This window comes from Arthrobacter ginkgonis, assembly GCF_039540195.1.
GTDB classification, from domain to species: Bacteria; Actinomycetota; Actinomycetes; order Actinomycetales; family Micrococcaceae; genus Zafaria; species Zafaria ginkgonis.
The window spans coordinates 1-25,120 of sequence record NZ_BAABEO010000028.1 but is presented as its reverse complement, the minus strand read 5'-3'; the positions used below and the strand labels follow the sequence as shown (position 1 = coordinate 25,120).

Below are 25,120 nucleotides of genomic sequence, written 5' to 3'. Positions count from 1 at the left end.
GGTGCGGCGCCGCCGTCGTTGCGTGGGCGCGCCCTTCCGCCGCCATCGACGGATCAGGGCCCGCGGCCTAGTATCGGGGGAGCACGGAAGACCGGCAGCCGCCGGGGTGCACGCCCCGGCGCCGCGTGTCGCCATGGGGTATCCAGGGAGAGGCCATGCAGATACGGGTCAGCACGAACAGCAGCGTCCAGGGCGGCGACGAGCTGAGCAGGAAGGTCGAGGACACCGTGGGCAACGCGCTGTTGCTGTACTCCGACCGGATCATGGGCGTGGAGGTCCACCTGTCCGACGAGAACGCGGGCAAGGGCGGCGCGTCGGACAAGCGGTGCACGATCGAGGCCCGGATCGTCGGCCAGCACCCGGTGGTCGTCACGCACCACGGAAGCTCCCTGGAGGAGGCCTACGGGGGAGCGGCGCACAAGATGTCTCACCTCATCAGCAACAAGCTGGGCCGGCTGGACAAGCACAAGGGCAACACATCCATGGGTGGCGCGGAGGCCACCTAGCGGCCAGCGTGCATGCCCGTGCGTCGAATGCGGGTTACGCGTCGCCATGCGCGCGACGCACGGGCATGCACGGGGCCGGCTAGTGGCCGAAGGGGTCCGGATCCACGCCGGGCGTCCAACTGTTCCCCGGAACGCCCCACTCCAGCGACTTCTTGGCCTTCTTCCAGCGCCGGGCCCACTTCTCGTTGAGCTTGTCGACGTAGAGCAGCCCGTCCAGGTGGTCGAACTCGTGCTGCATGACGCGGGCGAACCAGTCGGTGGCCTCGAAGTCCACCGGATTCCCCTCCGCGTCGAAGCCCTGCACGCGGGCGTAGTCGGCGCGCTTGAGCGGGAAGGACAGGCCCGGGGCGGACAGGCAGCCCTCCACGTCGTCGTCCGGGTCCGGGTTGGCGTGGGACACCTTGGAGAGGGTCAGCTTCGGGTTCACCAGGACCCCGCGCGGGGGAGCGCCGTCCTCGTTGGCGAACTCGTAGGTGAAGATCCGCAGCCCGACGCCGATCTGCGGGGCGGCCAGGCCCACGCCGTTTGCCATGTCCATGGTCTCGTACATGTCCTCGACGAGCTCGCGCAGTTCGTCGTTGAACTCGGTGACCTCCACGGCGCGGCGGTGCAGCGCCTCCTCGCCGTAGATGACGATGGGACGGACGGCCATGGGTTCCTCCTGGGTGCCGTGGTGGACGGGACGGGCGCTTCGGACCGCTTCGGGAGCCGGAAACTGAAAAGCCGCCCCGGACGAGTCCGGGGCGGCTTGCTTCGGGGTGAGTAACGGGGATTGAACCCGCGACCTTCTGGACCACAACCAGACGCTCTGCCGACTGAGCTATACCCACCATTGCACCTTGCGATGCGGTGTTCCCTGGGCCGGTTTTCCAACCGCCCCGTCCGGGCAACGGATACAAGCTTACACGCCTTTTTGGGTGCTCGTGCCACTTTGGCCCCTTTTGGGGAAATTGTGGCGTGAATCACACCTGGGCCCCGCGCGTTAGGCCTGGCGGGCCGCGGTGATGGTGCGGGAGATCGCCTGCGCCTGCTTGCTGTCCGGCCCCGGCGCCGGCACCATGACCGCGCTGCGGTAGTAGCGCAGCTCGTCGATCGAGTCGCGGATGTCGCCCAGTGCCCGGTGGCCGCCGGTCTTGGCCGGGGCCTGGTAGTACGCCTTCTGGTACCAGCGGCGGGAGAGTTCCTTGATGGTGGAGACGTCGATGATGCGGTAGTGCAGGTGGTCGATCACGCCGGGCATGTCGCGGGCCAGGAAGTTGCGGTCGGTGCCCACGGAATTGCCCGCCAGCGGCGCCTTGCCCGGATCCGGGACCCAGGCGCGGATGTACTCGAGGACCATCTCGGTGGCGGTGTCCAGTTCGACGCCGCGGTCGAGTTCGGTCAGCAGCCCGGAGTCGATGTGCATCTGGCGGACGAAGTCGTCCATCTGCTCCACCGCGGCCGGGTCCGGCTTGATGACGACGTCGACCCCGTCGCCGAGGATGTTCAGTTCCTGGTCGGTGACCAGCACGGCGACCTCGATCAGGGCGTCGGCCGTGAGGCTCAGCCCGGTCATTTCGCAGTCGATCCAGACGATGTTGTCAGCAGAATTAGGCACCGGCCCAATCTACCGGATGCCGTCGCGCCGAGGGGTCCGTCGGGGGACGGGCTAGGGCGCGGGCGCAGACTCTTTCGTGTCGGCTTCGTCGTCACGCGGGGACCCGGCTGCTCCGCGCCTGGCGTCGGCGTCCCTGCCGCTGAGGGCCCAGAGCAGGCCGAAAGCGACGACGGCGGTGGCGGCCACCGCGATGGTGGCGACCGGGCGGACGCCCATCCGCGGGGCGAGCAGTCCCACCAGGAGCGCGATGAACAGCCCCCAGCCGAGCATGCCCCCCTGGCGTTTGACGGCCCTGCGGCGGCGTGCTGCTCGTCGGCCCACTGCGGTGTTCCCTTCTCCGGTCCGCACCGCCCCGTGCGGCACGCCGTCCCCAACCCTACGGGGCCGTGCGGCGTGGGCCGGCCAAAATGCCGGATGCTACGATCGGGTGAGGTTTTTTGCGCCCCGCCGCGGCCGGAAGCGGCTGCACGGGAGTGCCCCAATTCACAGCAAACACAAGGAACAGGGCCGGACAGGATGAAGGTGGCGGAGGCGAAAGCGGGTGCCGTGCGCGCACAGGTCGCGGGAACGTCCGCGCTGGTGCAGGGGTTCGTCGGATCCGTCCTGGTCCTGCTCGGTTCCTTCGGCGTCGGCTGGCTGGCGCTGGTGTCCCCGCTGAACCGTGCGCACCCGCTGATCCTGCTGCGCACCGAGGCCTGGGGCGTCATCGCCTCGACCGTGGTGCTCACGATCGGCTGCTGGGTGATGTTCAGGGCCTGGCTGCGCCTGGGCCAGCTGCTCTCCGGCTGGCCGGAGGGATCGCTGGCCGTGGTCCGCAAGGCCTGCTGGCTGTGGGGGGCGCCGCTGCTGGTGTCCCTGCCGATCTTCAGCCGCGACGTGTTCGCGTACATCGGCCAGGGCCGGCTGGTCGCCGCCGGGCAGGACCCGTACGTCTCGGGAATCTCCACCCTGTCCAACTGGTTCCAGCTCGGGACCGACGTGACCTGGGCCGAATCCGAAACCCCCTACGGCCCGCTCTACCTGAGCATCGAATTCCTGGTCAGCCACCTGGTCGGCACCTCCGCGGACCTGGCCATCTTCGCGTTCCGGCTGGTGTCCGCGGCCGGCGTGGTGCTGTGCGCCATCTACGTCCCCAAGCTGGCCGGACTGCACGGGGTCTCCGGGGCCAAGGCGACCTGGATCACCGTCGCCAACCCGCTGTTCCTGATCAGCTTCGTCGCCAGCGCGCACAACGACGCCGTTATGGTCGGCCTGGCCCTGGCCGGCACCTACTACGCGGCCACCCGCCGCGGCGTCCTGGGCGTGGTTCTGGTCACCGCCTCGGTGGGCGTGAAACCCATCACCCTGGTGCTGCTGCCGTTCATCGGGCTGCTCTGGGCCGGGCCCGGGGCGTCCTGGGGACGCAAGGTCCTGTACTGGGCGTACACGGCCGGGCTGTGCCTGGGCATCATGGCGCTGATCGGCTGGATGAACGGGTACGGGTTCGGCTGGCTCTCCGTGATGCTCGGCACCGGTTCCGGCACCGTGTTCTTCGCCCCGCTGGGCATGCTCACCACCTTCTTCCAGGGGGCCTTCGGGGCGCTCGGTCTGTCCACCGAGTGGATCCTTCCGGTCCTGAAGACCGTCGGCCGGCTCGCCTCGGTGGCCGTCGCCGCCGTCCTGATCTTCAAGGGCAGCCACAGCCACCTGGTCCAGCGCATGGCGCTGGCCTTCTCCGCGCTGGTGGTGCTCTCGCCGATCATCCAGCCGTGGTACATCCTGTGGATGCTGCCCTTCTTCGCCGCCACCGGCATCCGCGACGACTGGCAGATCGTCTGGGTGTACTTCACCGTCGCGTTCTTCATCGCCTTCGGCGCCGCGGACCAGATCTTCATCTGGCAGTTCCTCGACTCCCTGGACCCCTGGGTGAAGCACCTCTCCACCGGGATCTCCTGGGCGGCCATGGCCTACCTGGCCTTCCTTGACCCGAAGACCAAGCACCTCTTCCGCGGGTTCCTGCCGCACCGGCGCCGCGCGGTGGAGGCGGGCCGCTAGATGGCGGCGACCGTCCGCCGGACTTCCGCTTCCCTGCGCAGCCGGCTCGAGGCCCTGCCGGCCCTGCGCCGGCTGGCCGGCGGAGACGAACCCGAAACCGGCGTCGTCCTGGCGCAGGGGCTGGTGGCCTCCGTGATGATCGTCGTCGGCTCCTGGGGGGTGGGCTGGCTGGCCTCCTCCCAGCTGTCGATCTTCGCCCGGACCGTCTTCCTGAACCCGCTGCGCGTGGAACCGGCGGGCGTCATCGCCTGCACGCTGCTGCTGGCGTTCGGGTCCATGCTGCTGTGCCGCTCCTGGCTGCGGCTGGGCCAGCGCGGCGGCTGGGGACCGGCGGCCATGCCCACCGTGCGCCGGGCCGTGCTGCTCTGGGGCGCCCCGCTGCTGCTCAGCTTCCCGATCTTCAGCCGCGACGTCTACTCCTACATCGGCCAGGGGCGCCTGCTCCATGCCGGCCTGAGCCCGTACGAGAACTGGATCTCGCAGCTGCCCGGGTGGTTCGCGGAAGGCTCGGACAGCCTCTGGGCCGAGTCCCCGTCCCCGTACGGACCGCTGTTCCTGCTCGGCGCCCAGGCCGTGTACTTCTTCACCGGGGGAGTGCCGGAGGCCGGGGTGCTGCTGTTCCGGCTCTTCGCCGCCGCCGGGGTGCTGCTGTGCCTGAAGGTGCTGCCGCAACTGGCCGCCCGGCTCGGCTCGGAGCCGGCGTGGGCGCTGTGGATCTCGGTGGCGAACCCGCTGTTCCTGCTGAACATGGTGGCCGGGGTCCATAACGACGCAGTGATGCTCGGGGTCCTGCTCTGGGCGTTCCTGCTGGTGTTCCGCGGCCGCCGGCTGGCCGGCGTGCTGGCCGCCTCGGTGGCGATCGCCATCAAGCCGATCGTGGTGCTGGCGCTGCCGTTCCTGGGCCTGGCGATGCTCCCGCGCGATGCCGGACTGGGCCGGCGCATCAGGGCCTGGACGTTCACCGCGGTGGTCGCCGGAGGCGCCCTGGCGTTCTTCGGGTGGGCCTCCGGGCTGTGGTTCGGCTGGATCAAGGCGATGGCCACCGCCGGTTCGGCGGCCTTCCCCTACGCCCCGGTCGGGCTGCTCGGCCTGGCCGTCGGCTGGATCGGGTCCCTGGCCGGCGGGGACCTGAATGACATCGCCGAAGTCGTGTACGCGCTGTTCAAGGTCGCGGCGATCGGGCTGACCGCCTGGCTGGCCCTGCGCCGGCCCGCCGATCCGCCCGTGCTGGCGTGCGCGTACGCGCTGACCGCCGCCGTCGTGCTGGCCCCGATCATCCAGCCGTGGTACCTGCTGTGGCTGGCGCCGCTGTTCGCGGCCAGCCGCGTGTACGACGGCGCGTGGGTGCGTTCTTGGTACATCCTCACCCTGGTGCTGGTCCTGGTGGGCGTGGTGGACCAGCTCAGCGTCGCCCAGTGGATCGACCTGACCGTGGTGCGCCTGATCGCCGCCGCCGTGGGCCTGGCCTACCTCGCGTACATCGTGTTCGTGGATCCCCGGACCGCCACCATGTTCGGCTCAGGCCGATTCGCCGCGCGCTTCAGGAAGCGCTTCACGCGGCGCGCCGCCGGACAGGGGGACGATCCCGAGAATCCTGGGCCGCGGACGCCTGAGCCGGTGACTCCTGCCCCCAACGGCGCGAACCCCAAGACCCCGAACCCCAAGACCCCGAACCCCAGAAACAAGAGAAACAGGACCCCTGCGTGACCGGACCCTTGAAGACCCTGCTGACCGCCCGGGAACCGAGCCGGAAGGTGGTGCTGCTGCTTCTGGCTGCCACCGCCGTCGCGGCCGTTGTCGCCGTGCTGACCAAGCAGTGGTGCCGCGTCAACGGCTGGGCGGACGCCACCGGGGTGCACACCCACATGTGCTATTCCGACTTCTCCCAGCTGTTCGGCACCCGCGGCCTGGCGGACCGGCTCTTCCCGTTCTACACCGGGCTGCCGGCCGAACAGGCCCTCGAATACCCGGCGCTACTGGCCGTCGTCGCAGGCGTCGCCGCGTTCGCGGTCCCCGGGATCGGGTTCAGCCCCGAACGCCAGCTGCTCTACTTCGACCTGAACTCGCTGGGGTCCTTCCTCTGCTGGGCGGTGATCGTGGTGGCCGTGGCCTACGCGGCGCGCCACCGAAGCCGCGACGCGCTCATGGTGGCCGTGGCCCCGGGCATCATCCTCACCAGCACGCTGAACTGGGACCTCTGGGCGGTCATGTTCGCCACCTTGGGCCTGCTGGCCTTCTCCCGCAAGCACGTGGTGCTCGCCGGGGTGCTGCTGGGGCTGGGGGCCGCGGCCAAGCTGTACCCGTTCTTCCTCTTCGGAGCCCTGCTGGTGCTGTGCTGGCGCACCGGGCGCATGCGCGAGTTCTGGAAGGCGCTGGCCGCGGCGGTGGCGGCCTGGCTGGTGGTGAACGTCCCGTTCATGCTTACCGCCTTCGACGAGTGGTCCCGCTTCTACACGTTCTCCTCCGAGCGGGAGGTCAGCTTCTCCTCCATGTGGCTGGCCTTCGCCTGGACCGGGCTGGACGGCAAGGACTTCTCGATGCTGGCCAATGGGCTGTTCGGGCTGCTGTGCCTGGGCATCGCCTACCTGGGACTGAGCGCCGAGCGGCGCCCGCGCCTGGGGCAGTTGGCCTTCCTGGTCGTGGCCGCCTTCATCCTGACCAACAAGGTGTACTCGCCGCAGTTCGTGATGTGGCTGATTCCGCTGTACGTGCTGGCCCGCCCGCGCTGGCGCGAATTCCTGCTCTGGCAGGCGATCGAGGTCTACCACTGGGCCGCGGTGTGGCTGATGAGCGCGAAGATCGTCAGCGACGGCAGCTTCGGCGGAGGGTCGGCGCTGATCGAGGTCCTCTACGGCACCGGCATCGCGGCCCACATGGCCATGGTGGTCTGGATCTGCGTGCGGATCATCGGCGACATCCGCCACCCGGAGCGGGACGTCATTCGCGCCGACGGCACCGACGATCCGCTGGCCGGCCCGCTGGAGGACCTGCCGGACAAGTTCGTGCTCAAGGCCGGGGCTCGCTAGCGCGCGGGGCAGCCGGGTCCTGACCGGCGTCGGGTCGGGGGAATGGCGCCACTGATCACCAAGTAACCGCACTGACGGGCGGGTGGGCATCATGCCCACCCGCCCGTTGCTGTCCGGACGAACCCTCAGGGCGCGCCTTGACCGGCCCCCCATGTACTGCATTATTATGGGGAATATAAATTTAGTGCCTATATAAATCATCCTGAGGAGCCCCATTTCCAGATTTCCGGCCTCCAGTCCTCCCCGAGGGCAGGCCAGCGGGCAAAAGCCGTGGGAGGCAAGGGGCCGCCACGCGGGCCAGGGCACGGACCGCCTGTCCCATCTCGAAGAGACGAAGGAAGCCAGAACCGTGAAGATCGGCATTTTGACCAGTGGAGGCGACTGCCCCGGCCTGAACGCGGTGATCCGCGGCGCGGTGCTGAAGGGCCTGAAGTCCCACGGCGACGGATTCGTCGGATTTCGGGACGGCTGGCGCGGGGTGCTCGAGGGGGACGTCATGGACCTGCCCCGCACCGCCGTCCGCGGCATTTCCAAGCAGGGTGGGACGATCCTGGGCACGTCGCGGACCAACCCGTTCGGGGACGGCGGTGGGCCCGAGGTGGTCAGGGGCACCATGGAGCGTCTGGGCGTCGAAGGGCTGATCGCCATCGGCGGGGAAGGCACCTTGGCCGCCGCGCAGCGCCTGTCGGAGGCGGGACTGAGGATCGCCGGGGTGCCCAAGACCGTGGACAACGACCTGGACGCTACCGACTACACGTTCGGGTTCGACACCGCGGTGCAGATCGCCACCGAGGCCATTGACCGGCTGCGCACCACCGGCGAATCCCACCATCGAGTCATGATCGCCGAGGTCATGGGCCGGCACGCGGGCTGGATCGCCCTGCACGCGGGCATGGCCTCGGGAGCCCACGCCATCCTGATTCCGGAGCGCCAGGTCTCCATGGACCAGATCGTCGAGTGGGTCACCGATGCCCACAAGCGCGGCCGCGCCCCGCTGGTCGTCGTGGCCGAGGGCTTCGTCCCCGAAGGCCGGGAAATGGCCCATTCCGAGCGCGGGCTGGACGCCTTCGGCCGGCCCCGCCTGGGCGGGATTGCCGAGCAGCTGGCCCCGGAGCTGGAGGCCAGGACTGGTTTCGAGACCCGCGCCACCGTCCTGGGCCACATCCAACGCGGAGGCGTCCCCTCGGCCTTCGACCGGGTCCTGTCCACCCGTCTGGGCATGGCCGCGGCCGACGCCGCGGCCGGAGGGCACTGGGGCACGATGGTCGCCCTGCGGGGCACGGACATCGTGAACGTCGACCTGCCCAGCGCCCTCGGACGGCTCAAGACCGTTCCCGAGGACCGCTACGAGGAAGCGGCCGTGCTGTTCGGCTGACCGCGCCTCGCACCCATTCAAGCCACCATTGACGACAGGAAAGACTTCTGATGAGACGAGCAAAAATCGTGGCCACCTTCGGCCCGGCCATCGGCACCTACGAGAAGACGCTGGCGGTGCTGGAGGCCGGGGTGGACGTGGCGAGGCTGAACATGAGCCACGGGGACCACTCCGTCCACGAAAAGACCTACTCCCATGTCCGCAAGGCCGCCGCCGAACTCGGCCGGGCCGTGGGCATCATGGCGGACCTGCAGGGACCGAAGATCCGCCTCGGCCGGTTCGCCGACGGCCCGTACCACCTGGCGGTGGGGGACAGGTTCACCATCACCGTCAGGGACATCGAGGGCGGCCGGGACATCTGTTCCACGACCCACAAGGGCCTGCCCGGGGACGTCGCCGTGGGGGACCCCCTGCTGGTCGACGACGGCAAGGTCGCCCTGCGCGCTCTCGAGGTCACCGCCACCGACGTCATCACCGAGGTGACCGTCGCGGGAACGGTCTCGAACAACAAGGGCATCAACCTGCCCGGGGTCGCGGTGAACGTGCCGGCCCTGAGCGGGAAGGACGAGGAGGACCTGCGCTGGGCCTTGGCTGCCGGCGTGGACTTCATTGCGCTGTCCTTCGTGCGCAACGCCTCCGACATCGTCCGGGTGCACGAGATCATGGATCAGGAGGGCCGGCGGGTCCCGGTGATCGCCAAGATCGAAAAGCCCCAGGCCGTTGAGGCCCTGGAGGGGATCGTGGATGCGTTCGACGCGATCATGGTCGCCCGCGGGGACCTGGGCGTGGAGCTGCCCCTGGAGGACGTGCCGGTGGTGCAGAAGCGCGCCATCGAACTGGCCCGGCGCTGGGCCAAGCCGGTGATCGTGGCCACCCAGGTCCTCGAATCCATGATCGAGAACCCCCGCCCCACCCGGGCCGAGGCCTCCGACTGCGCCAACGCGGTGCTGGACGGGGCCGACGCGGTCATGCTCTCCGGGGAAACCAGCGTGGGCGCCTACCCGGTCGAAACGGTGGAAACCATGGCAAGGATCATCGAATCCACCGAACGCCACGGCCTGGAACGCATCCCGGGCCTGGGCAGCGAGCCGCGCACCCGGGGCGGGGCCGTCACCTGGGCGGCGGTGGAGATCGCCGAGAAGCTGGACGCCAAATACCTGTGCACGTTCACCCAGTCCGGAGACTCGGCCCGCAGGCTCTCCCGTCTGCGCCCGGTGCGGCCGGTCTTCGCGTTCACTCCCACCGAGCACGTCCGCTCCCAGCTGGCCCTGGCCTGGGGCATCACCCCGGTGCTGGCCGAACCGGCCTCGCACACCGACGAGATGACCGCCCAGGTGGACGGGCTCCTCTTCGACGCGGGCCTGGTGGAACCGGACGACGTGGTGGTCATCGCCGCGGGCTCCCCGGCGGGCCAGACCGGATCGACGAACCTGCTGCGGGTCCACCGCGTCGGGGACCTCGCCGACGCCGGCGGAGACCTTCCGGGCAGGACGGTCCGCGAAGGCATCGGCCCCTGGCCCGTCTGAGGGCCCGGAACCGCTACCGAAGGAGGGAAACGATGGAAAACACATCCGTCCGCCGCCTGAACGAAGGCGACCATGTCACGGCCATCGAACCCGGAGGGACCCGGATCAGCGGCCGCGTCGAGGATACCGCGCCGCATCTGGACGCCGCCTGGATCCTCGAGGACGGCTTCGGGGCCCGGCACCTGATCACCGTCCAGGACCTGCTCGAGGACCCCGCCACCCCCACCGACTAGACCGAGCCCGGTCCGGCGATGGCCGGTTGATGGCTGGTCACCCGCGGGTTGGCCGGTTCCGGCGCGTATCTTCCCGGCTAAGCCAGCATCGCCAAAGCGCGTGCCACGAATGCGACGCCTCAAGCCTGCGCAAGACCATGACCACAAGAAATCAACGCTCCTCAACTCAGGGCCCTGCCCGCCCGCCGGACATAATGGGGGTGGACAGGGCCCTGACGCCAAGAGGCGCCGCAGGGCGGGACTGTCCGGCCGCGCCGGTTCCGTCGCCGTCGCGGGTTCGCTCCGCGGGCAGGCAACCGGCATGGCGGCAACCCGCATTCGGAAACAAGGAGCACCATGACGACACTGAAGGAACAACTGCAGGCGGACGTCGTCGGACACATGAAGGCCGGCAACCGCACCGCGCTGGTGACCGTACGCAACGTTCTGGGGGAGATCACCACCCGCGAGAAGTCCGGCAAGACGCCGGTTGAGCTGGACGACGCCCAGGTCACCGCCCTGCTGCAGAAGGAAGCCGCCAAGCGCCGCGACACCGCCCGCATCTACACGGAGGCGGGTGAGGCCGAGCGTGCCGCCGCGGAGATCGCGGAGGCCGAGATCATCGAGGCCTACCTGCCCGTGCCCCTGACGGAAGCGGAGGTCGAGGCCATCGTCGACGAGGCCATCGCGGCCCTGGAGGCGGAGGGTACCGAACTGTCCCCGCGGCAGATGGGCGTGGTCATGAAGCCCGTCACCGCCAAGGTCGCGGGCCGCTTCGACGGAAAGGCCGTCAGCGAGATCGTCCGCAGGCGCCTGCTCCCGTAGGGGGCGACGGCGATCCAGTCCCGCAGGACGCGGCAGGGTCCGGTTCCGCACCGCTGCGGAACCGGACCCTGCCGCCGTCGTGCTCGGCGACTCAGTCGTAGGGCAGGTAATCCGAGCACACCGGGCTGACGGGGATGTCGCGGTGCAGGACCCAGATCCCGTGGTCGTCCTCGGTGACCACCTCGAAGCCCAGCGCCCGGGCGCGGTCCAGGGCCTCTTGCGGGGTCAGCGGATCCCAGCCGCCCAACTCGGAGGCGTTGAAGTCGATGATCATCCAGGAGGAGAGTTCGTCGCCGATGTCCCCGTGCAGGCCCACGTAGGTGCGGCCCACCAGGTGCGGCACGGCGGTGTCGGCGGCCTCCACGCAGACCCCGTTCGGAATCAGGGCCACCGCGCGCTGCTGCGCCGCGGCAACCTCCGGCAGGGCCCAGTTCTGCCCGGTCAGGGTCCGTCCCAGCGGGAAGACCGCATGGATGAACAGCGTGCACACCGCCGTCAGCGCCAGCAGGTAGACGGGGAACCCGACCGCCAGCCGCTTCCAGCCCGTGCGCCGGATGATCCGGGCGAGCACCACCACGGCGGACATCATCAGGATCGGCGCCAGGATGCCGTCGTACTGGTAGACCGGCGCCCACACGTTGAGGCGGTCGTTGAAGAGGCGGCTGAGCAGGATCGGCGCGGCCATGATGACGTACGGCGAGCCCAGGGGCAGCAGCGCCAGCGGCACGAAGCTCATCAGCCACAGCAGGACCTTCAGTTCGTGGTTGAACAGCAGGCCCACGGTCTGCAGCGGATGGGCCAGCATGAACTTGATTGCCGAGGGCGCGTCCGGCCCCAGCGCCGTGAACTGCCAGTAGGACATGGCGTCGGCGGGGGCGAAGTACGGGACAAAGAAGGAGGTCACCGCCACGTACCCGGCCAGCCCGACGGCGGCGAGCCCCGCCGCCTTGCCCCACTGCCGGTGGATGGCCATCACGATGGCGATCGCCACGATGGTGATGCCCATGTCCTCGCGCACCAGGAGCAGGACCAAGGACAGGCCCGAGGCCAGCCAGTAGCGCCCGCGGTCCATGGCCCAGATGATCCACGCGATGACCGGGACGCCGAAGGCGATCTCGTGGAAGTCCCAGTTCACGAAGTTCTGGAACGGCCACCAGAACAGCAGCGCGGCGCTGAAGAGCAGGGCCGGCCGGTGTCCCAGGTGCCGCAGGGTGAACAGGTACATCGGGATGGCGGAGGACACCAGCAGCGCGATCAGCGCGACGTTGAGCATGCGCGGGTCCGGCCAGATCCAGTACAGCGGCGCCAGCAACACCAGGATCGGGTGGAAGTGGTCCCCGAGCAGGTTGAAGTCCACGCCCTTGACCGGCACGATCGGGGCCTTGAACAGCGCGTACTGCCGCACCGCCTGGTCGAAGATGCCCAGGTCGTAGCCCTTGGCCTCGAAGTTGCGGAAGCGCAGCAGCGAGTGGACCAGGTACAGCAGGGCCGCGGCGGCCATCACGGCGGCCAGCTGCAGCTTGTGGATGCGCAGCATCGGGGCGCGGAGGATCGGGGCGTCGACGGTGGGGCGGGGCATGCTGACCAGCTTAGTGGGCGGGCGGCGGTACCGCCGGGCGGGCGCCCTCCCGACGGAGTCCGGGAACAGCGCGACGCCGGCACCGAAGGTGGGTGCCGGCGTCGCGTGCCGCGTGGGCGGGGTGCTACTTGGTGGAGGTGAGGCCGGTGCGCGCCATGGCGTCGGCGTAGGCGCGATACATCTCCTCCAGGTTCGCCTGCTGGCGCTCCGGGGCGCCGGCGAACGCGCGGCCGTCCAGGGACTTGACCTTGTAGGTCTTGAAGCCGCGGCGCCACAGCAGGGGGTTTTCGGTCTTGAGCAGCTGCTCGGAGAGGCGGTGCGCCTCGGTACCGTGGGCAATCAGCACGGAGGCGCGCGGGACCACCTTGAGCATGCGCAGCAGCGGCTTCAGCCCCGCGGTGATCGCCGACGGCTCGAACTTGCCGTTGGCCTCGCCGGGGGTGTGCCACGGGTGCACGTTCCACGGCATGATGTACTCCGGGCGCAGGCCCAGCTGCCACTGCATGCCCAGCATGCGGGTTGCGGCCTCGGCGGTGCCCGGGGTGATCAGCCCGGACTCGTCTGCGGTGCCGATGTTGGAGAAGAGGCAGATGATGCGGGCCTCGTCGACGTTGTGGATCGGGTCCACGTAGGAGACGTCCTTGCCCGGGCGGAGCATCGCGGTCTCGTCCAGAAGGCGGTTCACGGGGGCGATGCGGTCGGAGTAGCGCGGATCCTCGGCCTGCGCGGCTCCGGTGTATTCGGCGGTTTCTTCGTGGACGTCGTGTTCCGGGGCAAGCGCGGTCATGAAGGCGTGGATCTCCTGGAGCTGCTGTAGGCGCGCGGCGGCGGCCTGGTGGATCTGGGGGGCGCACCGCGGACCGTTACCGACCCTCACGATGCTTATTGATATTACCGGTCCCTTTCACTCCAGTTTCACACGGAGTTCACTTTTGCGGCGGTGATTATGTTCACCGTTTTTTCTCCACGGCGTGTCGTGCGGCGTGTCCCGCTCCGGGGCACCTCTCGGCCCGGGCGGCCCGCGGCCAGCTGTGGCCCATCGCCCACCGCGGCCGACCCCAATCAGTACGCCTAGCGCGGGCCGCCGCCGACTCCGGAGGTGTACTCGCCGGCGGTGACGGTGGCCTCCTCGGTAGATCCGTCCAGGGAACCGCCGGCGGAGCCCAGCGCCAGCCCGCCGTCGATGGCGGCGGTGCCGCCGGTGTGGACCGCGTAGGTCCCGCCGTCGACGATGCCGTCGGCGGAGAGCACCAGCGACGCGGCGGGCTTGGTGGTGACGAACGTGGCGACCAGGCCGCCGTCGGAGTCCGCGAGCTGGATGACGGTGCCGGCCGGCTGGGTGGAACCGAAGGTGACCTGCACGCCGGACTGCTCGGAGCCCTCGCTCGGGGCCACTGCCATGCCGGCGCTGCCCGCCGCGGCCACCGTGCCGCCGTTGACCAGCAGGTCGCCGTTGACGTCCAGGGCGCCGTTGCCGTCGCTGGAGGGCCCGTTCACCACCACGGTGCCGCCGGAGATCGTGGCCGTGCCGTTGGAGTCCAGCCCGTCGCCCTCGGAGTCGATGGTCAACTCGCCCCCGGTGACCAGGACCGTGTAGTCGCCGACCGTCTCGCCCATCGGGCCGCCGCCCATGGTGCCGAAGCCGTTCGCGTCGGTGCTGGAGGTGCCGCCTGCGGCGTTGACGCCGTCGTCGCTGGAGACCACGTCCACGGTGCCGCCGCCGATGGCGATGTGGCTGGCCTCGAGGCCCTCCACCGATTCGGTGACGGAGACGGCGCCTCCGGTGACGGTGAGCAGGTTGAAGGCCTTCACCCCGTCGTCACCGGAGGCGACGGTGAGGGTGCCGCCGTCGACCAGCAGCCACCCGCGGCCCGCGTCCTCCTCGTTGTCCGACTTCACGCCGTCGCCGCGGGCGTCCACCGCGTAGTCGCCGGCCAGCAGCACCACGTAGTCCTTGCCGCGGATGCCGTCGTCCATCGAGGTGACCTGCACCTGGCCTCCGGCGAGGACCAGTCCGTCGTTGGTGGTGATGCCGTTGTTGCTGTTGCCGGTCACCGTCAGCGATCCGGAGCCGGCGACGGTCAGGTCCGCGGCGGAGTAGAGGGCCGCGTTGGGGGCGTCCTCGCCGGTATCGGCGTAGGTGGCCGCGTCGGTGAGGCTGTTCGCGGTGCCGTCGGCCAGGTAGACGATCGCCTCGTCCGCGCTGTTGACCACGAACGGGGAGCCGGTGGAGCTGGCCAGCTCCACTCCGTCCAGGATCAGGCGCACGGTGTCCTGGTCGCCGGCCGCTACCACGACGGAGCCGTCGGAGAGCGATCCGGCGAGCCGGTAGGTGCCGGCGGCGGTGATGGTGACGGTGTCGCCATCGACCTGCACTCCGTCGCCGCCGGAGCTGGCGCCGTCGGCCAGGGTGACCGGGATTTCGTCGGCCGCGTCCCAGACCAGGTCGTCGGCGTCGAAGTGGGTGTCCTCCTCGATCTCGGCGGACGGAACGACGGCGGTGGTGGAGGTCGTGGCGGCGGAAGGGGAGGCGGTGCCGGCGGAGGTCGCGGCGGGGGCATCGGCGGAGCAGGCGGCCAGCCCCAGGACGAGGCCCAGGGCGGCCAGGGAGGTCAGCGGGCGCGGGAATTTCACGGATGGTCCTTTCGAATCCGGCAGCGGCCGGGAAGTCGGGGGTGGAAGCCTAGCGGGCGAGGGGCCCGCGGGGAGCACGGTAGGCGCTAGGCGGCGTCGGCCAAATGCCGGCAGAGGGTGCGTTGCCAGCGGTTGGAGGGCAGGTCCGGGATGAGGAGCGCCATCCCGGTGGCGTACTTGGAAATCCGGCTGGGGCGCACCCCGTGGGCCCACAGGTGCCGGTCCAGCGGCCCGGCGGCGGAGCCGGACTTGGTTTCCAGAACCACCTTGCTTTTCAGGGTCAGCTCCCGGGGCGTCCGGGCCATGCCGTCCGTCCCTGCGGCACGCTGCTGGTGCACCAACCGCTCCGCAACCAACCGTTCCGCAACCGGCTGCTGTGCCACCAGCCGCCAACTCACGTTGTGGTCGATCGTGGCGCGGGACCCGCTCTCCGGCAGGTACAGCGTGGTGCGCCGGTAGCTGGTAGCCAGGACCGGGGCCAGGGCGCCGTCGGGCGGGGCGCCGATCCCGTCCTGGAGGGAGCTGCGGATGTACTCCAGGGCTTCGGCGTCGAGCCGGTCCGGGGCGCCGGGATCGTGCTCGATCCGCTCCTTCACGGTGGCGGAGCGGGCACCTTCGGTTTTGACCTCCAGGAAGCAGCCGCCGGTGCCAGCGTAGGTGCGGGTGCGGATCTTGTACCGGCGGCGGCGCCCGAAGGCGGCCAGGCGGTAGCTTTCCAGGCTGGGGGTGTCGAAGTAGACCGAATCGTAGGCGGAGCCGTCGGGGCCGCCGGTCTCCAGCAGCAGCGCCGGCGCCGGAAGGGTGCGCAGCAGGCGGTCGGCCAGCGTGCGGTCCACCACGTACTTGCGGTCGATGCGGGTCTGCAGGGCCGCGGTCGTGTTCAGTTCCTCGAGGCCGATCCGGGGCAGCCGGTCCAGCCCGCCGAATCCTCCCGCGCCGCTCATGCGATGCCCGCCGGGGCCGGGACGTGCTCCCGGGCCGGGACGGCCCAGGCCTCGGGGACCGGGGTGGGGATGCCCTCGGTGGGGGTGCCCTGGTTGCGGGTGGTTTGCGCCGTGCCGGGACGGATGGCGTAGCGCACCTCGACCCGGGTGCGGTCGTTGACCAGGTCCAGTTCCTGGACGGTGACGGTCTGCACGCCGGTGCCGAGCAGCTCGCCGAGCCGTTCGCGGAGTTCGTCCTCGTCGGCGTAGGCGCGGTCCAGGACCACCGTCTGGTGACGGTGGGCCGGGAGCATGCGCGGATGGTCGCCCACGAACATCACCAGCAGCACCAGGGCCATCAGCGACAGCGTGAGCCAGGCCGGTCCCGACGCGAGTCCGGCGATGAGGCCCAGCGCCAAGGCGGAGAAGTAGTAGGCCACCTCGTGCTGGGCCAGTTCGGTGGAGCGTAGCCGGATGATCGAGAGCACGCCGAAGAGTCCCAGCCCCAGGCCGAGTCCCGCGGTGGAGTTCGCCAGCGACGCCGCCACGGCCAGCACGCCCACATTGACGCCCAGGTAGGACACCACCAGGTCGCGGCGGCGGTGGCGGTGCAGGTAGAGGCCGAAGGTGAGCGCGCAGACGGCCACCAGGTCGGCCGCGAGGAAGAGGAACAAAGACATGGGCGTCCTTCCGGAGGGGAGCGGATGGGGAGGTCTCCAACCTTTCCGGATCCTGCTGTGCAAAGACTTTGGGTGCGGCAAGCGCGGACTTTGGACGCGGCAGGCCCGGGTCTTGGGCGTGGCGGGCCGGACAGGCATGCCCGCCCGCCACCGGGGCGGCCGGCGGGGCGCTTGTATGATCTACCGGGGCGCGCCGCGCCCCGGCCCGGTCCGCCGGCGTCGTCTCCGCCACAGTTAGGCTCCCTCGCACCATGAGCACGAAGATCCCCAACGAGCCGCACAAGGCAGTCCTGTGGACGGCGGTGGGAGCCACGGTGGTCATCGCCGTGGGCGCGTTCGTGCTGTCCTTTGCCGCGCTGACCGACCTCGCCCAGCGCTCCGGCATCGAGGCCCACCTGGCCTGGATCTGGCCGATCATCGTGGACGGCATGATCGTGGCGGCCACCGTGGCCATCGTGGCGCTCAACGGGCACAGCGCCCGGGCCATGATCTACCCGTGGTCGCTGCTGTTCTTCGGCGCGACCGTCTCCACCGCGGCCAACGCCGTGCATGCGATCCTGACCGTGGACAAGATGTCCAGCACCATCCCGCCGCTGGTTTCCGCGCTGGTCGCGGCGATGCCTCCGGTGGTCCTGCTCGCCATCACGCACCTGACCGTGCACATGTACCAGATGAGGGCCGCGGCCGCCCAGCAGCGCGCGGAGCTGGAGGCGTCCGCGGCGGCCGAGGTCGAGGCGCAGAACCTGTACGCGGACGGGTACGACGCCGGGTGGCTGGCCGCGCAGGCGGAAATCGCCGCTGCCCAGGAAGCCCATACGCAGGACGGCCTTGCGCAGGATGAGGACGCCGACGCCGGGGAGCCGATCGACGACGTCGACGCCGAGTTCGCGGCCGTGCTGGCCGAATCGCAGACGGCGCAATCCCAAACGACGCAGTCGCGGACGGCCGGGCCGGCCCGGAACCAGCAGGTCCACGACGCGCCCGCCGGCCCCGAAGCCGAGCCGGCCAGCGTTGACGGCCCGGCGCCGCTCTACGACGAAGCCCTGCAGGCGCTGCCGTCGGAGGAGGAAGCCAAGAAGGCCTAGCGCCCGCGGCCGAACCCGAGCCTCCGGAAAAGGCCTGCCCGTCCTCGGGCGGGTCATTTCCGGAAGCTCCGGCAGGGCCGCCAAAGGCTCCGGCTTTTTCCGGAGGCTCCGGTGCCGCCGCACGGGGGCGGCGGTCATGGTTGCTAGTCAGGGGTTGGTAGGGTGGCAGGATCCACACCACCCGACGTCGTACGCATGAGGAGTTCCACCGTGGGCACACACTGGGACAGGCTGGACGAAAGCCTCCGCGCCGGGGTGGAAGCCACCGTCGCCGAGTACGCGCGTGTCCGCCCGGCCCTCGAATCCGCCACGGGGGAGCTGCAGGGGCGGATCGCCGAGGTGTTCGCCGGCACCGAGGTGTCCCCGCTGTTCGTGGTCTCCCGCACCAAGACCGTGGATTCCTTCCGTGAGAAGGCCTCCCGCATGCTTCGCACCGAGGGCGAGGATGCGGCGCCCGCGCTGGAGTTTCCGCACCCGCTGCGCGACCTGCACGATCTGGTCGGCATCCGCGTGATCGTGGCCCTGCCTCACGAGATCCGCGAGGCCGCGAACCTGATCAAGCGCCGCCGCGGCGAATTCGATTGCCGGGAGGACCGCGAGAAGGACATCGGGTCGGTCGAATCGGGAACCTACGGCTACTCCAGCCGCCACCTGATCCTGCGCACCCGCGGCAACGAGGCGGTGCGCAGCTACCAGGACGAGCTCGGCCCCGGCGTGAAGGCCACCGGCAACTACCTCTTCGAGGTCCAGATCCGCACCATCCTGGCCCACGCCTGGAGCGAGATCGAGCACGACATCCGCTTCAAGAACGTGGATCCGCGCGCCTGGAGCCCGTACATCGACCGCCAGTTCACAGCAACGGCGGCCATGCTTGAGGCCGTCGAATCGACCTTCTCCGACCTCTTCGACCGCTACCGGGCGGTCACCGGCTACTGGGACCCGGACAGCGGGGGCACGGTCCCGCTGACGCCCGAGCGGATCAGCGAAGTCTGGCAGATGCTGCTGCCGCACGTGGACCGAAAGTCCGACGACGACTGGGGCTGGGCGTCCGAACTGATGGCCGCCCACGGGCTGACCACCACCACCGACCTGGCCGGGCTGCTGGAGGCGGGCGTGATCACGCAGGTGCGCCAGGCCTTGGCGCACCGCTACTCGCCGGGGCCGGACCGGTTGCTCGACGACGTGCTGCTGTGGCGCTTCGGTCCCCGCCACATCGAACTGACCGCGGGAGGGGACCGCCAGCGCCGCGACAGCCTCCAGCGCCGGTTGCGGCAGATGGACGCCTACAGGGAACATCGAGCGTAGGAGGCGGCCGAACCGGGAGGAGGGCCCGTGGACTGGATCCAGAACGTGCTGGCCATTGCCGGATCGCCCTGGGTCTATCCGGCGGGTGCGCTGTTCGTCGCCGTGTCCGCACTGCTGCCCCCGGTGCCGAGCACCATCCTTTTCGTCGCGCTGGGCGCGCTGTCGGGGCTGCCCGGCGGGCCGCATCCGATTTTCCTGGTTTTGGCGATGATGGCCGGGGCGCTGGCCGGAGACCTGGCGACCTACGTGCTGGCCCGCCGGTTCGGGCCGGCCCGGTGGCACGGGCTGGGACGTCCGAGGCTGCGCAAGGCCATCGGACTGGCCAGCCAAAGGATGGAAGCCCACGCCTTCACCATGCTGCTGGCCGCCCGTTTCGTCCCGCTGGGCCGCATCTCCAGCAACGTCGCCGCGGCGCTCGTTCCGCTGCCGGTGCGCAGCTTCGTTGCCTATTCCTTCACCGCCGCGGTCTTCTGGTCCGGGTATGCGGTGGGGATCGGAATCCTCTCCCGGGAGTGGCCGGGGATCCCGACCGAAGTGGCGGTGTTCGTGGCGATGGCGCTCTCGATCGTGGTCAGCGGGCTGATCGGCCGGATCGCCTCCTGGTGGCTGGCGCGGCGCGGGGCCTTCCTGGCCTGAGTGGGGGCGGTCAGCGCACCGCCTGGCGGGGGATGACCACCTTCTTGAGGATGAGCAGGATCGCCGCGGTGGTCGGGCAGGCCACCAGTGCGCCGAGCAGGCCCAGCAGCGTGCCGCCGACCATCGCGCCGATCAGCACCAGCGATGCGGGGATCTGGATGGCCTTGCCGACCACGCGCGGGGTGAGCACGTAGGCCTCCACCTGCATGTACACCAGCATCACCAGCAGCACCACGAGCGCGGTCGACGGGGACGTCAGGAGCGAGACGAGGGTCATGATCGCGGTGCTGATCACCGAGCCGACCAGCGGGATCATCGTGATGGCCAGGGCCAGCACGGAGACGACCAGGGCGTAGCGGACCCCCATGACGCTGAGCAGGGCGAAGGAGAAGGCCGCGTTGATCGCCGCCAGGATCGCCATGCCGCTGACGTACTGGCCCACCGAGGCGAAGATCGTCTCCGCGAGCCCCACCACGCGCTCGCGGCGCGAGGCCGGGACCAGCAGGTAGAAGCCCTGCTTGATGGAGGACAGCGACGTCACGAAGTACATCGTCAGGACGGTGACGAAGAGGACGCCGAACACGGCGCTGGCCACCCCGAAGCCCACCCTGAGCGCGCCGTTGCCCACCGCGAGCCACACGTTCGGGTCCGCGACGGCGTGTTCGAGCCAAGCCAGCGCGTTGGTCATCGCTCCGTTGAACGTCTCGTCCAGGCTGATGAACCACTCCTGGTTCTCGATCCCGTCGAAGCCGGCCGGGATCCGCAGCAGCAGCTGATAGGCCTCCACCACCACCTGCGGGAGCAGGAACACCACCACGACGATGGCGAACGCCAGCACCGTGCCCAGGACGCAGAGCACCGCGATGGTGCGCGACATCCCCAGCCGCTCCAGCCAGCGGACCGTCGGGTCCAGGCCAAGGGAAATGAAGAAGGCAACGAAGATGAGGGTCAGGGCGTAGGACAGGGACACGATGGCGGTGCCCAGGGCGATCGCCGTGAGCGCCCCCAGCGTGACGATGAAGCCGGAGCGGAAGCTCATGACAGCGCTTCGGCCTTCAGCCGTTCAAACTCCTCCGGGGTGATGGCGCCGTCGTCGAGCAGGCGCTTGGCGTCGGCGATGCGTTCGGTGCGGCTCTGGGGCGCGGCAACCTGGCGGACGTAGTCCTCGGTCTCCGCGGCCGAGGCCTGGGCGCGGGCCATCTGGCGCAGCGCCATGCTGCGGCCGCGGGCAACCAGGTAGATCACGCCGACCAGTACCGGCAGGAAGACCAGGCCGATGAACCATACGGCCTTGGCGCCGCCGGAGAGTTCGTGGTCGCGGAACAGGTCGGCAACGATCTGGTAGAGCACCACCAGGTAGGACAGGAAGACGAAGACGACGAAGATCGACCAGAGGGTTTCGGTGAAGTTCATGCCGAGTGCTCCTGTCCTCGGTGTGCGCCCCCGGGTGCGTCAGGGACGCGGCCATCCTTCGACTGTCTCCAGCCTAGGCACCGGAATCCTCCCTGTCTGCATCTTCAGTGGTGGGGGCGCACTCCCGCCCGGACTTGGGTCCTCCTAGCGGACGGCGGAGGACGCCTCCGCGGTGGCCCGGATGGCCCCGCCCCAGCGCTTGGCGTAGGCCTCGGCGGTGCCGTCTTCGGTGTAGGTGGAATCCAGCTGGTAGAGGCCCGGTGCCGGGGTGGTGGCGCCGAGTTCGACGAGCACCGGCTTGAGGAAGGTGTCCGGGGCCAGGGCGTGGGCCGGGCCGGCGCCGAGCATCAGCGGAATCGCGGTCACCCCGCGCAGCCCCTCGCCGCCCGCGAACTGGTCCAGGAACAGCTTGAGCAAGCCGGTGTAGGTGGCCTTGAAGGTCGGCGACGCGAAGACCACCAGGTCGGCGCCGGCGACCAGGTCGACGGCTGCCTTCACGGCCTCGTCGCCCCAGCCGAGCAGGGCCGGACCCAGGGTGGCCACGTCCACGACCTCGGGTGCTTCGGCGCCCAGGTCGCTGGTCAGCAGGCCGGCCAGCCGCAGGCCCGCGTCCAGGGTGCGCGAGTTCGGCTTCGGGTTTCCGGCGACGACTACGGTCTTCATGATGCTCCTAGGGGTTGGTGGTCCTGCTGCTGGCTGCGATGAAACGGTCCGGGAAGGCCCGTCGCGTATAGGGTCCGGGCCCGGGACGGGAGCGCCCGACCCGGACATGCTCCCATGGTGCAGTACTGGTGTTGCGTGCCGGTTACGCCACGCAACGTCCGATGAAGCGGTGGATTACGCCCGTACTTTCCCAGCGTCCGGGGAGCCTGGCGCGTCCTCCGCCGGGCGCGCGGACGGTGCAGTGCCTGATGTATTGGGTGCCTTGCTGTCTTGGGTACCTAGCTGCGCTCGGCGGCCCGCAGCAGGAAACGCTGCAGCTTCCCGCTGGGCGTCTTGGGCAGCGACTCCACGAAGTGCACGCGGCGCGGATAGCTGTGCGCCGCATGGCGCTGCTTGACCAGCTGCTGCAGTTCGCGTTCGAGGTCCGCGGAGGCGTCCGCCGGGTCGCGGAGCACCACGTAGGCGACCACGACCTCCCCACGCAGCTCGTCCGGCGCCCCGACCACGGCGCTTTCCAGGACTTGCGGATGCGCGGCCAGCACCGATTCGATCTCGAAGGGCCCGATCCGGTAGCCGGACATGATGATGACGTCGTCGTCCCGTGCGGAGAAGTACGTGTAGCCGTCCTCGTCGACCCGGCCGGTATCGCCGGTGTAGTACCAGCGTCCGTCGGAGCTGAAGCGCTCCGCCGTCCGGTCCGGATCGTTGGTGTAGCCCTGGAACCAGAACAGCGGGCTCGCCGGGACATCCAGCGCCACGCGGCCGGTGATCCCGGGCGCGGCGGGAACGTCGGCATCCCGCTCCAGGACCGCGCTGGTGAAGCCAGGCATGGCGAAGCCCATGGATCCGGGACGGACCTCGCGGGCCTCGGGTTCGTGCCAGCAGTTCACGATGCACATGCCCATCTCGGTTTGGCCGTAGTGGTCGCGTACCCCGGCGCCCAAGTGCTTCGCGGACCACGCGATGGTGTCCGCATCCAGGGGTTCGCCGGCGCTTGAGGCCCGGCGCAGCGCCAGCTCGCCGACGCCCTCGGGCCGCACGGCCCGCAGCGAGCGGAAGATGGTCGGGGCGCCGGCGAAGTTGGTGATGCCGAATTCCTTCAGGACCCGCCAGCAGAGTTCGGGCTCGAAGCCGCCGCGCAGCAGGAGGTTGCGCCGGCCGGCGTACAGCGGGGCCAGGATGCCGTAGTAGAGCCCGTAGGCCCATCCCGGGTCCGCCACGTTCCAGAAGGCATCGTCCTCCTGCACGTCCAGCCCGTAGTGCAGGTACGCGGCGAATGCCTCCAGGGCCTTGACCGGCACGGGGACGGCCTTGGGCATGCCGGTGGTGCCGGAGGTGAAGATCTCCACCAGCGGATCCTCGGAGGAGCACACGGCGGGGGGGAAGCCGGGGGCCTGGTCCTCGATCAGGACGTTCAGGTCCAACGATTCGGGGCTGCCCACCGGACCCGCAACCACGATGGTAAGGCCCAGCGAGGCTTCCATGCCCTCCAGCTTGTGCTCCCACGCGGCATCGGCGACGACGAACCGGGCCCCGCTGCGGCCCAAGCGCGCCTCGATGGCCGGGGGAGCGAAGGCGGTGAACAGGGGCACGTGCACGGCCCCCAGGCGCCACAGGCCCATCAGGGTCGCCACCAGGTCGGCGCCCTTGCCCATGAGCGTGGCTACCCGGTCGCCGGGCTTGACGCCCAGCGCGGCAAAGGCCGCCGCCGCCCGCTCGGAGCGGTCCTTCAGCCAGCCGTACGTCAGGTCGGTCCGGGTGAGGTCCGTGTCGACAACGGTGAAAGCCACCGCCTCGGCGGGATGCCTGTCGCAGAGCAGTTCGGCAGGCTTCGGGCCGGCCGCAGGGTTGGGCGTTCGGGTCGGTTCTGGCATTGGCTGCACCCCGCTCGGAACATCGTTGTTCCCGGTAGGTCCGGGCCGGGCCGTGCGGTCCGGCGGCTGTCACCCCAAGCTAACCACCCGTCTCCCGCAACCGGATACCCTGCGGGGAGCGGTTCGGGTCAACTGCGGTTCGGGAAGCTGCGGTGCGGGCAGCCATGGTTCGGGGAACGCAGGGCGGGCGTTGGGGCGGCGTGGCGGATCCGGGGGCGGCATCTCCACATGGCTCCGCCCCGGGGATGGAGCGGGTCCCCGGGGCGGAAGCGCGTGGCGGTGGTGCCAGATGGATGCGGCTACGTCGATGCGGCCAGGTTGATGGGGCTACGCGGCGTCCGCTTCCAGGGCGCGGAAGCGGGAACCGTGGAACACCAGGGGCTCGATGCCCCGGTCGGCGTGCAGGGCGGTGACCTCGAACAGGACCACGGTGTGGTCCCCGGCCGGGTACTCGGCGTGGATCATGCATTCGAGGGAAACGGAGGAATCGGCGATCAGCACCGCCCCGGCCCCGGTGGTGTGGGCGGCGACATCGGTGAACCGGTTGGCCTTGTCCTTGGAGGCGAGCTGGCGGCAGAGCCCGCCGTGTTCCTCGGCCAGCACGGAGATGCCGATGCTGCCGGCCCGGCGCAGGGTGGGCCAGGTGGTGGAGGAGTTCTGGACGGCGAACATGACCAGTGGCGGGTCCATGGAGACGCCGACGGTGAATGAAGAGGCGACCAGGACTTCCTTGGTGCCGTCCACTTCCGCGGAGAGTGCGGCCACGCCGCAGGGGAAGTGTCCGAAGGTATCGCGCAGCAGTTGCGGGTTGGGCTCGTAGGTGGTGAGGGTCATGGGAAGGTCCTTTCTGGCGGCGGCTGAGCCGGATGCGGGCCGGTCCGGCAGGAATCTGTCCGCTTCCGGCCATGGCGCCATCCTGCCGCCGCCACGTTGCGCCGCGATTACGCCGGTGGGGGTCCGCGTGTAAATCATGGATTGCGCCACCCCGAAAGCCGCGGTGACGTGCTGCCATCCACCATTGTGCCGATCCGGTGCGGGACTGTCCGCCCGAACGGTGCGCATTGTGGAACACGCGGCCGGACAGGGCGACGCCGGCACGTGAGGGTGCCGGCGTCGCCCTTGTTTTGCGGGGTGGTGGGTTTAGGCGTGGGCGGGGGCCAGGACGATGTCGAAGCGGGTGCGGGCCCAGTCTTGGCCGGCGAGGTCGCGTCCGTCCGGGGTGGGGGT

Annotated in this window: 24 protein-coding genes and 1 tRNA gene; 11 read left to right on the top strand and 14 right to left on the bottom strand. The window is 70.0% G+C overall.

Annotated features, from left to right (window positions below; genetic code table 11):
- The first annotated feature begins 155 nt into the window (after positions 1-155).
- Positions 156-506: an HPF/RaiA family ribosome-associated protein gene (locus tag ABD912_RS20585; protein ID WP_345153870.1), complete on the top strand. Its 351-nt coding sequence runs from the start codon at positions 156-158 to the stop codon at positions 504-506.
- 79 nt (positions 507-585) lie between these two features.
- On the opposite strand, the gene def is transcribed toward ABD912_RS20585, so the two are convergent.
- The 4 genes from def to ABD912_RS20565 form a co-directional block, all read right to left on the bottom strand.
- On the bottom strand, positions 586-1,158 hold the full coding sequence (def, locus tag ABD912_RS20580) for a peptide deformylase (RefSeq protein ID WP_345153869.1): 573 nt from the start codon (positions 1,156-1,158) through the stop codon (positions 586-588).
- Positions 1,159-1,263: 105 nt separating this feature from the next.
- Positions 1,264-1,336, bottom strand: a tRNA-His gene (locus ABD912_RS20575).
- A gap of 152 nt (positions 1,337-1,488) precedes the next feature.
- Positions 1,489-2,103, bottom strand: coding sequence for an oligoribonuclease (gene orn / locus ABD912_RS20570; RefSeq protein ID WP_345153868.1), 615 nt, complete (start codon positions 2,101-2,103; stop codon positions 1,489-1,491).
- Positions 2,104-2,154: 51 nt separating this feature from the next.
- Positions 2,155-2,424, bottom strand: coding sequence for a hypothetical protein (locus tag ABD912_RS20565; RefSeq protein ID WP_345153867.1), 270 nt, complete (start codon positions 2,422-2,424; stop codon positions 2,155-2,157).
- 225 nt (positions 2,425-2,649) lie between these two features.
- On the opposite strand from ABD912_RS20565, the gene mptB (ABD912_RS20560) reads away from it, so the two are divergent.
- From mptB (ABD912_RS20560) to ABD912_RS20530, 7 genes are all read left to right on the top strand, one after another.
- Positions 2,650-4,137: a polyprenol phosphomannose-dependent alpha 1,6 mannosyltransferase MptB gene (mptB, locus tag ABD912_RS20560; protein WP_345153866.1), complete on the top strand. Its 1,488-nt coding sequence runs from the start codon at positions 2,650-2,652 to the stop codon at positions 4,135-4,137.
- Positions 4,138-5,844 (top strand): polyprenol phosphomannose-dependent alpha 1,6 mannosyltransferase MptB, encoded by a 1,707-nt coding sequence (gene mptB / locus ABD912_RS20555; protein WP_345153864.1) that lies wholly within the window; start codon positions 4,138-4,140, stop codon positions 5,842-5,844.
- Complete coding sequence (locus ABD912_RS20550) at positions 5,841-7,163, top strand: glycosyltransferase family 87 protein (RefSeq protein ID WP_345153862.1); 1,323 nt, start codon at positions 5,841-5,843, stop codon at positions 7,161-7,163. Before mptB (ABD912_RS20555) ends, ABD912_RS20550 begins: the two co-directional genes overlap by 4 nt.
- Before the next feature lie 349 nt (positions 7,164-7,512).
- Entirely contained in the window at positions 7,513-8,538 is a 1,026-nt protein-coding gene (locus ABD912_RS20545) for an ATP-dependent 6-phosphofructokinase (protein ID WP_345153859.1), read from the top strand.
- 50 nt (positions 8,539-8,588) lie between these two features.
- Complete coding sequence (gene pyk, locus ABD912_RS20540; protein ID WP_345153857.1) at positions 8,589-10,064, top strand: pyruvate kinase; 1,476 nt, start codon at positions 8,589-8,591, stop codon at positions 10,062-10,064.
- A gap of 32 nt (positions 10,065-10,096) precedes the next feature.
- Positions 10,097-10,297, top strand: coding sequence for a hypothetical protein (locus ABD912_RS20535; RefSeq protein ID WP_345153855.1), 201 nt, complete (start codon positions 10,097-10,099; stop codon positions 10,295-10,297).
- 336 nt (positions 10,298-10,633) lie between these two features.
- Positions 10,634-11,101, top strand: a complete 468-nt coding sequence (locus ABD912_RS20530; RefSeq protein WP_345153852.1) for a GatB/YqeY domain-containing protein — start codon at positions 10,634-10,636, stop codon at positions 11,099-11,101.
- Positions 11,102-11,192: 91 nt separating this feature from the next.
- Here ABD912_RS20530 and ABD912_RS20525 read toward each other — a convergent pair whose 3' ends face one another.
- The 5 genes from ABD912_RS20525 to ABD912_RS20505 form a co-directional block, all read right to left on the bottom strand.
- Positions 11,193-12,680, bottom strand: coding sequence for a DUF2079 domain-containing protein (locus ABD912_RS20525; protein WP_345153850.1), 1,488 nt, complete (start codon positions 12,678-12,680; stop codon positions 11,193-11,195).
- 124 nt (positions 12,681-12,804) lie between these two features.
- Entirely contained in the window at positions 12,805-13,467 is a 663-nt protein-coding gene (locus ABD912_RS20520; protein ID WP_345153898.1) for a uracil-DNA glycosylase family protein, read from the bottom strand.
- Positions 13,468-13,751: 284 nt separating this feature from the next.
- Positions 13,752-15,314, bottom strand: a complete 1,563-nt coding sequence (locus ABD912_RS20515; RefSeq protein WP_345153848.1) for a carbohydrate-binding domain-containing protein — start codon at positions 15,312-15,314, stop codon at positions 13,752-13,754.
- Between the two features lie 86 nt (positions 15,315-15,400).
- On the bottom strand, positions 15,401-16,258 hold the full coding sequence (locus ABD912_RS20510; RefSeq protein WP_345153845.1) for a polyphosphate polymerase domain-containing protein: 858 nt from the start codon (positions 16,256-16,258) through the stop codon (positions 15,401-15,403).
- Positions 16,255-16,917 (bottom strand): DUF4956 domain-containing protein, encoded by a 663-nt coding sequence (locus ABD912_RS20505; RefSeq protein WP_345153843.1) that lies wholly within the window; start codon positions 16,915-16,917, stop codon positions 16,255-16,257. The genes ABD912_RS20510 and ABD912_RS20505 overlap by 4 nt, the downstream gene beginning before the upstream one ends.
- A 251-nt stretch (positions 16,918-17,168) precedes the next feature.
- On the opposite strand from ABD912_RS20505, the gene ABD912_RS20500 reads away from it, so the two are divergent.
- From ABD912_RS20500 to ABD912_RS20490, 3 genes are all read left to right on the top strand, one after another.
- Entirely contained in the window at positions 17,169-18,002 is an 834-nt protein-coding gene (locus tag ABD912_RS20500; protein WP_345153842.1) for a DUF2637 domain-containing protein, read from the top strand.
- Between the two features lie 210 nt (positions 18,003-18,212).
- Positions 18,213-19,307 (top strand): GTP pyrophosphokinase, encoded by a 1,095-nt coding sequence (locus tag ABD912_RS20495; protein ID WP_345153840.1) that lies wholly within the window; start codon positions 18,213-18,215, stop codon positions 19,305-19,307.
- A gap of 27 nt (positions 19,308-19,334) precedes the next feature.
- Entirely contained in the window at positions 19,335-19,943 is a 609-nt protein-coding gene (locus ABD912_RS20490; protein WP_345153839.1) for a DedA family protein, read from the top strand.
- Positions 19,944-19,953: 10 nt separating this feature from the next.
- Here the strand turns inward: ABD912_RS20490 and ABD912_RS20485 are convergent, their stop codons facing one another.
- From ABD912_RS20485 to ABD912_RS20465, 5 genes are all read right to left on the bottom strand, one after another.
- A complete protein-coding gene (locus tag ABD912_RS20485; RefSeq protein WP_345153838.1) occupies positions 19,954-20,982 on the bottom strand; it encodes an AI-2E family transporter in 1,029 nt (342 codons plus the stop codon).
- Positions 20,979-21,356, bottom strand: coding sequence for an SHOCT domain-containing protein (locus ABD912_RS20480; RefSeq protein WP_345153837.1), 378 nt, complete (start codon positions 21,354-21,356; stop codon positions 20,979-20,981). Before ABD912_RS20480 ends, ABD912_RS20485 begins: the two co-directional genes overlap by 4 nt.
- A 144-nt stretch (positions 21,357-21,500) precedes the next feature.
- A complete protein-coding gene (locus tag ABD912_RS20475; RefSeq protein WP_345153834.1) occupies positions 21,501-22,019 on the bottom strand; it encodes an NADPH-dependent FMN reductase in 519 nt (172 codons plus the stop codon).
- 278 nt (positions 22,020-22,297) lie between these two features.
- Entirely contained in the window at positions 22,298-23,893 is a 1,596-nt protein-coding gene (locus tag ABD912_RS20470; RefSeq protein ID WP_345153832.1) for an AMP-binding protein, read from the bottom strand.
- Between the two features lie 327 nt (positions 23,894-24,220).
- Positions 24,221-24,727, bottom strand: a complete 507-nt coding sequence (locus tag ABD912_RS20465; RefSeq protein ID WP_345153830.1) for a flavin reductase family protein — start codon at positions 24,725-24,727, stop codon at positions 24,221-24,223.
- Between the last annotated feature and the right edge of the window lie 393 nt (positions 24,728-25,120).

What these genes read in the sequence shown, in the direction of transcription:
- ABD912_RS20585 (WP_345153870.1), top strand. Translation starts at nt 156, where the DNA reads ATGCAGATACGGGTCAGCACGAACAGCAGCGTCCAGGGCGGCGACGAG.
- def (WP_345153869.1), bottom strand. Translation starts at nt 1,158, where the DNA reads ATGGCCGTCCGTCCCATCGTCATCTACGGCGAGGAGGCGCTGCACCGC.
- mptB (WP_345153864.1), top strand. Translation starts at nt 4,138, where the DNA reads ATGGCGGCGACCGTCCGCCGGACTTCCGCTTCCCTGCGCAGCCGGCTC.
- pyk (WP_345153857.1), top strand. Translation starts at nt 8,589, where the DNA reads ATGAGACGAGCAAAAATCGTGGCCACCTTCGGCCCGGCCATCGGCACC.
- ABD912_RS20535 (WP_345153855.1), top strand. Translation starts at nt 10,097, where the DNA reads ATGGAAAACACATCCGTCCGCCGCCTGAACGAAGGCGACCATGTCACG.
- ABD912_RS20530 (WP_345153852.1), top strand. Translation starts at nt 10,634, where the DNA reads ATGACGACACTGAAGGAACAACTGCAGGCGGACGTCGTCGGACACATG.
- ABD912_RS20525 (WP_345153850.1), bottom strand. Translation starts at nt 12,680, where the DNA reads ATGCCCCGCCCCACCGTCGACGCCCCGATCCTCCGCGCCCCGATGCTG.
- ABD912_RS20520 (WP_345153898.1), bottom strand. Translation starts at nt 13,467, where the DNA reads ATGACCGCGCTTGCCCCGGAACACGACGTCCACGAAGAAACCGCCGAA.
- ABD912_RS20510 (WP_345153845.1), bottom strand. Translation starts at nt 16,258, where the DNA reads ATGAGCGGCGCGGGAGGATTCGGCGGGCTGGACCGGCTGCCCCGGATC.
- ABD912_RS20505 (WP_345153843.1), bottom strand. Translation starts at nt 16,917, where the DNA reads ATGTCTTTGTTCCTCTTCCTCGCGGCCGACCTGGTGGCCGTCTGCGCG.
- ABD912_RS20500 (WP_345153842.1), top strand. Translation starts at nt 17,169, where the DNA reads ATGAGCACGAAGATCCCCAACGAGCCGCACAAGGCAGTCCTGTGGACG.
- ABD912_RS20485 (WP_345153838.1), bottom strand. Translation starts at nt 20,982, where the DNA reads ATGAGCTTCCGCTCCGGCTTCATCGTCACGCTGGGGGCGCTCACGGCG.
- ABD912_RS20480 (WP_345153837.1), bottom strand. Translation starts at nt 21,356, where the DNA reads ATGAACTTCACCGAAACCCTCTGGTCGATCTTCGTCGTCTTCGTCTTC.
- ABD912_RS20475 (WP_345153834.1), bottom strand. Translation starts at nt 22,019, where the DNA reads ATGAAGACCGTAGTCGTCGCCGGAAACCCGAAGCCGAACTCGCGCACC.
- ABD912_RS20470 (WP_345153832.1), bottom strand. Translation starts at nt 23,893, where the DNA reads ATGCCAGAACCGACCCGAACGCCCAACCCTGCGGCCGGCCCGAAGCCT.
- ABD912_RS20465 (WP_345153830.1), bottom strand. Translation starts at nt 24,727, where the DNA reads ATGACCCTCACCACCTACGAGCCCAACCCGCAACTGCTGCGCGATACC.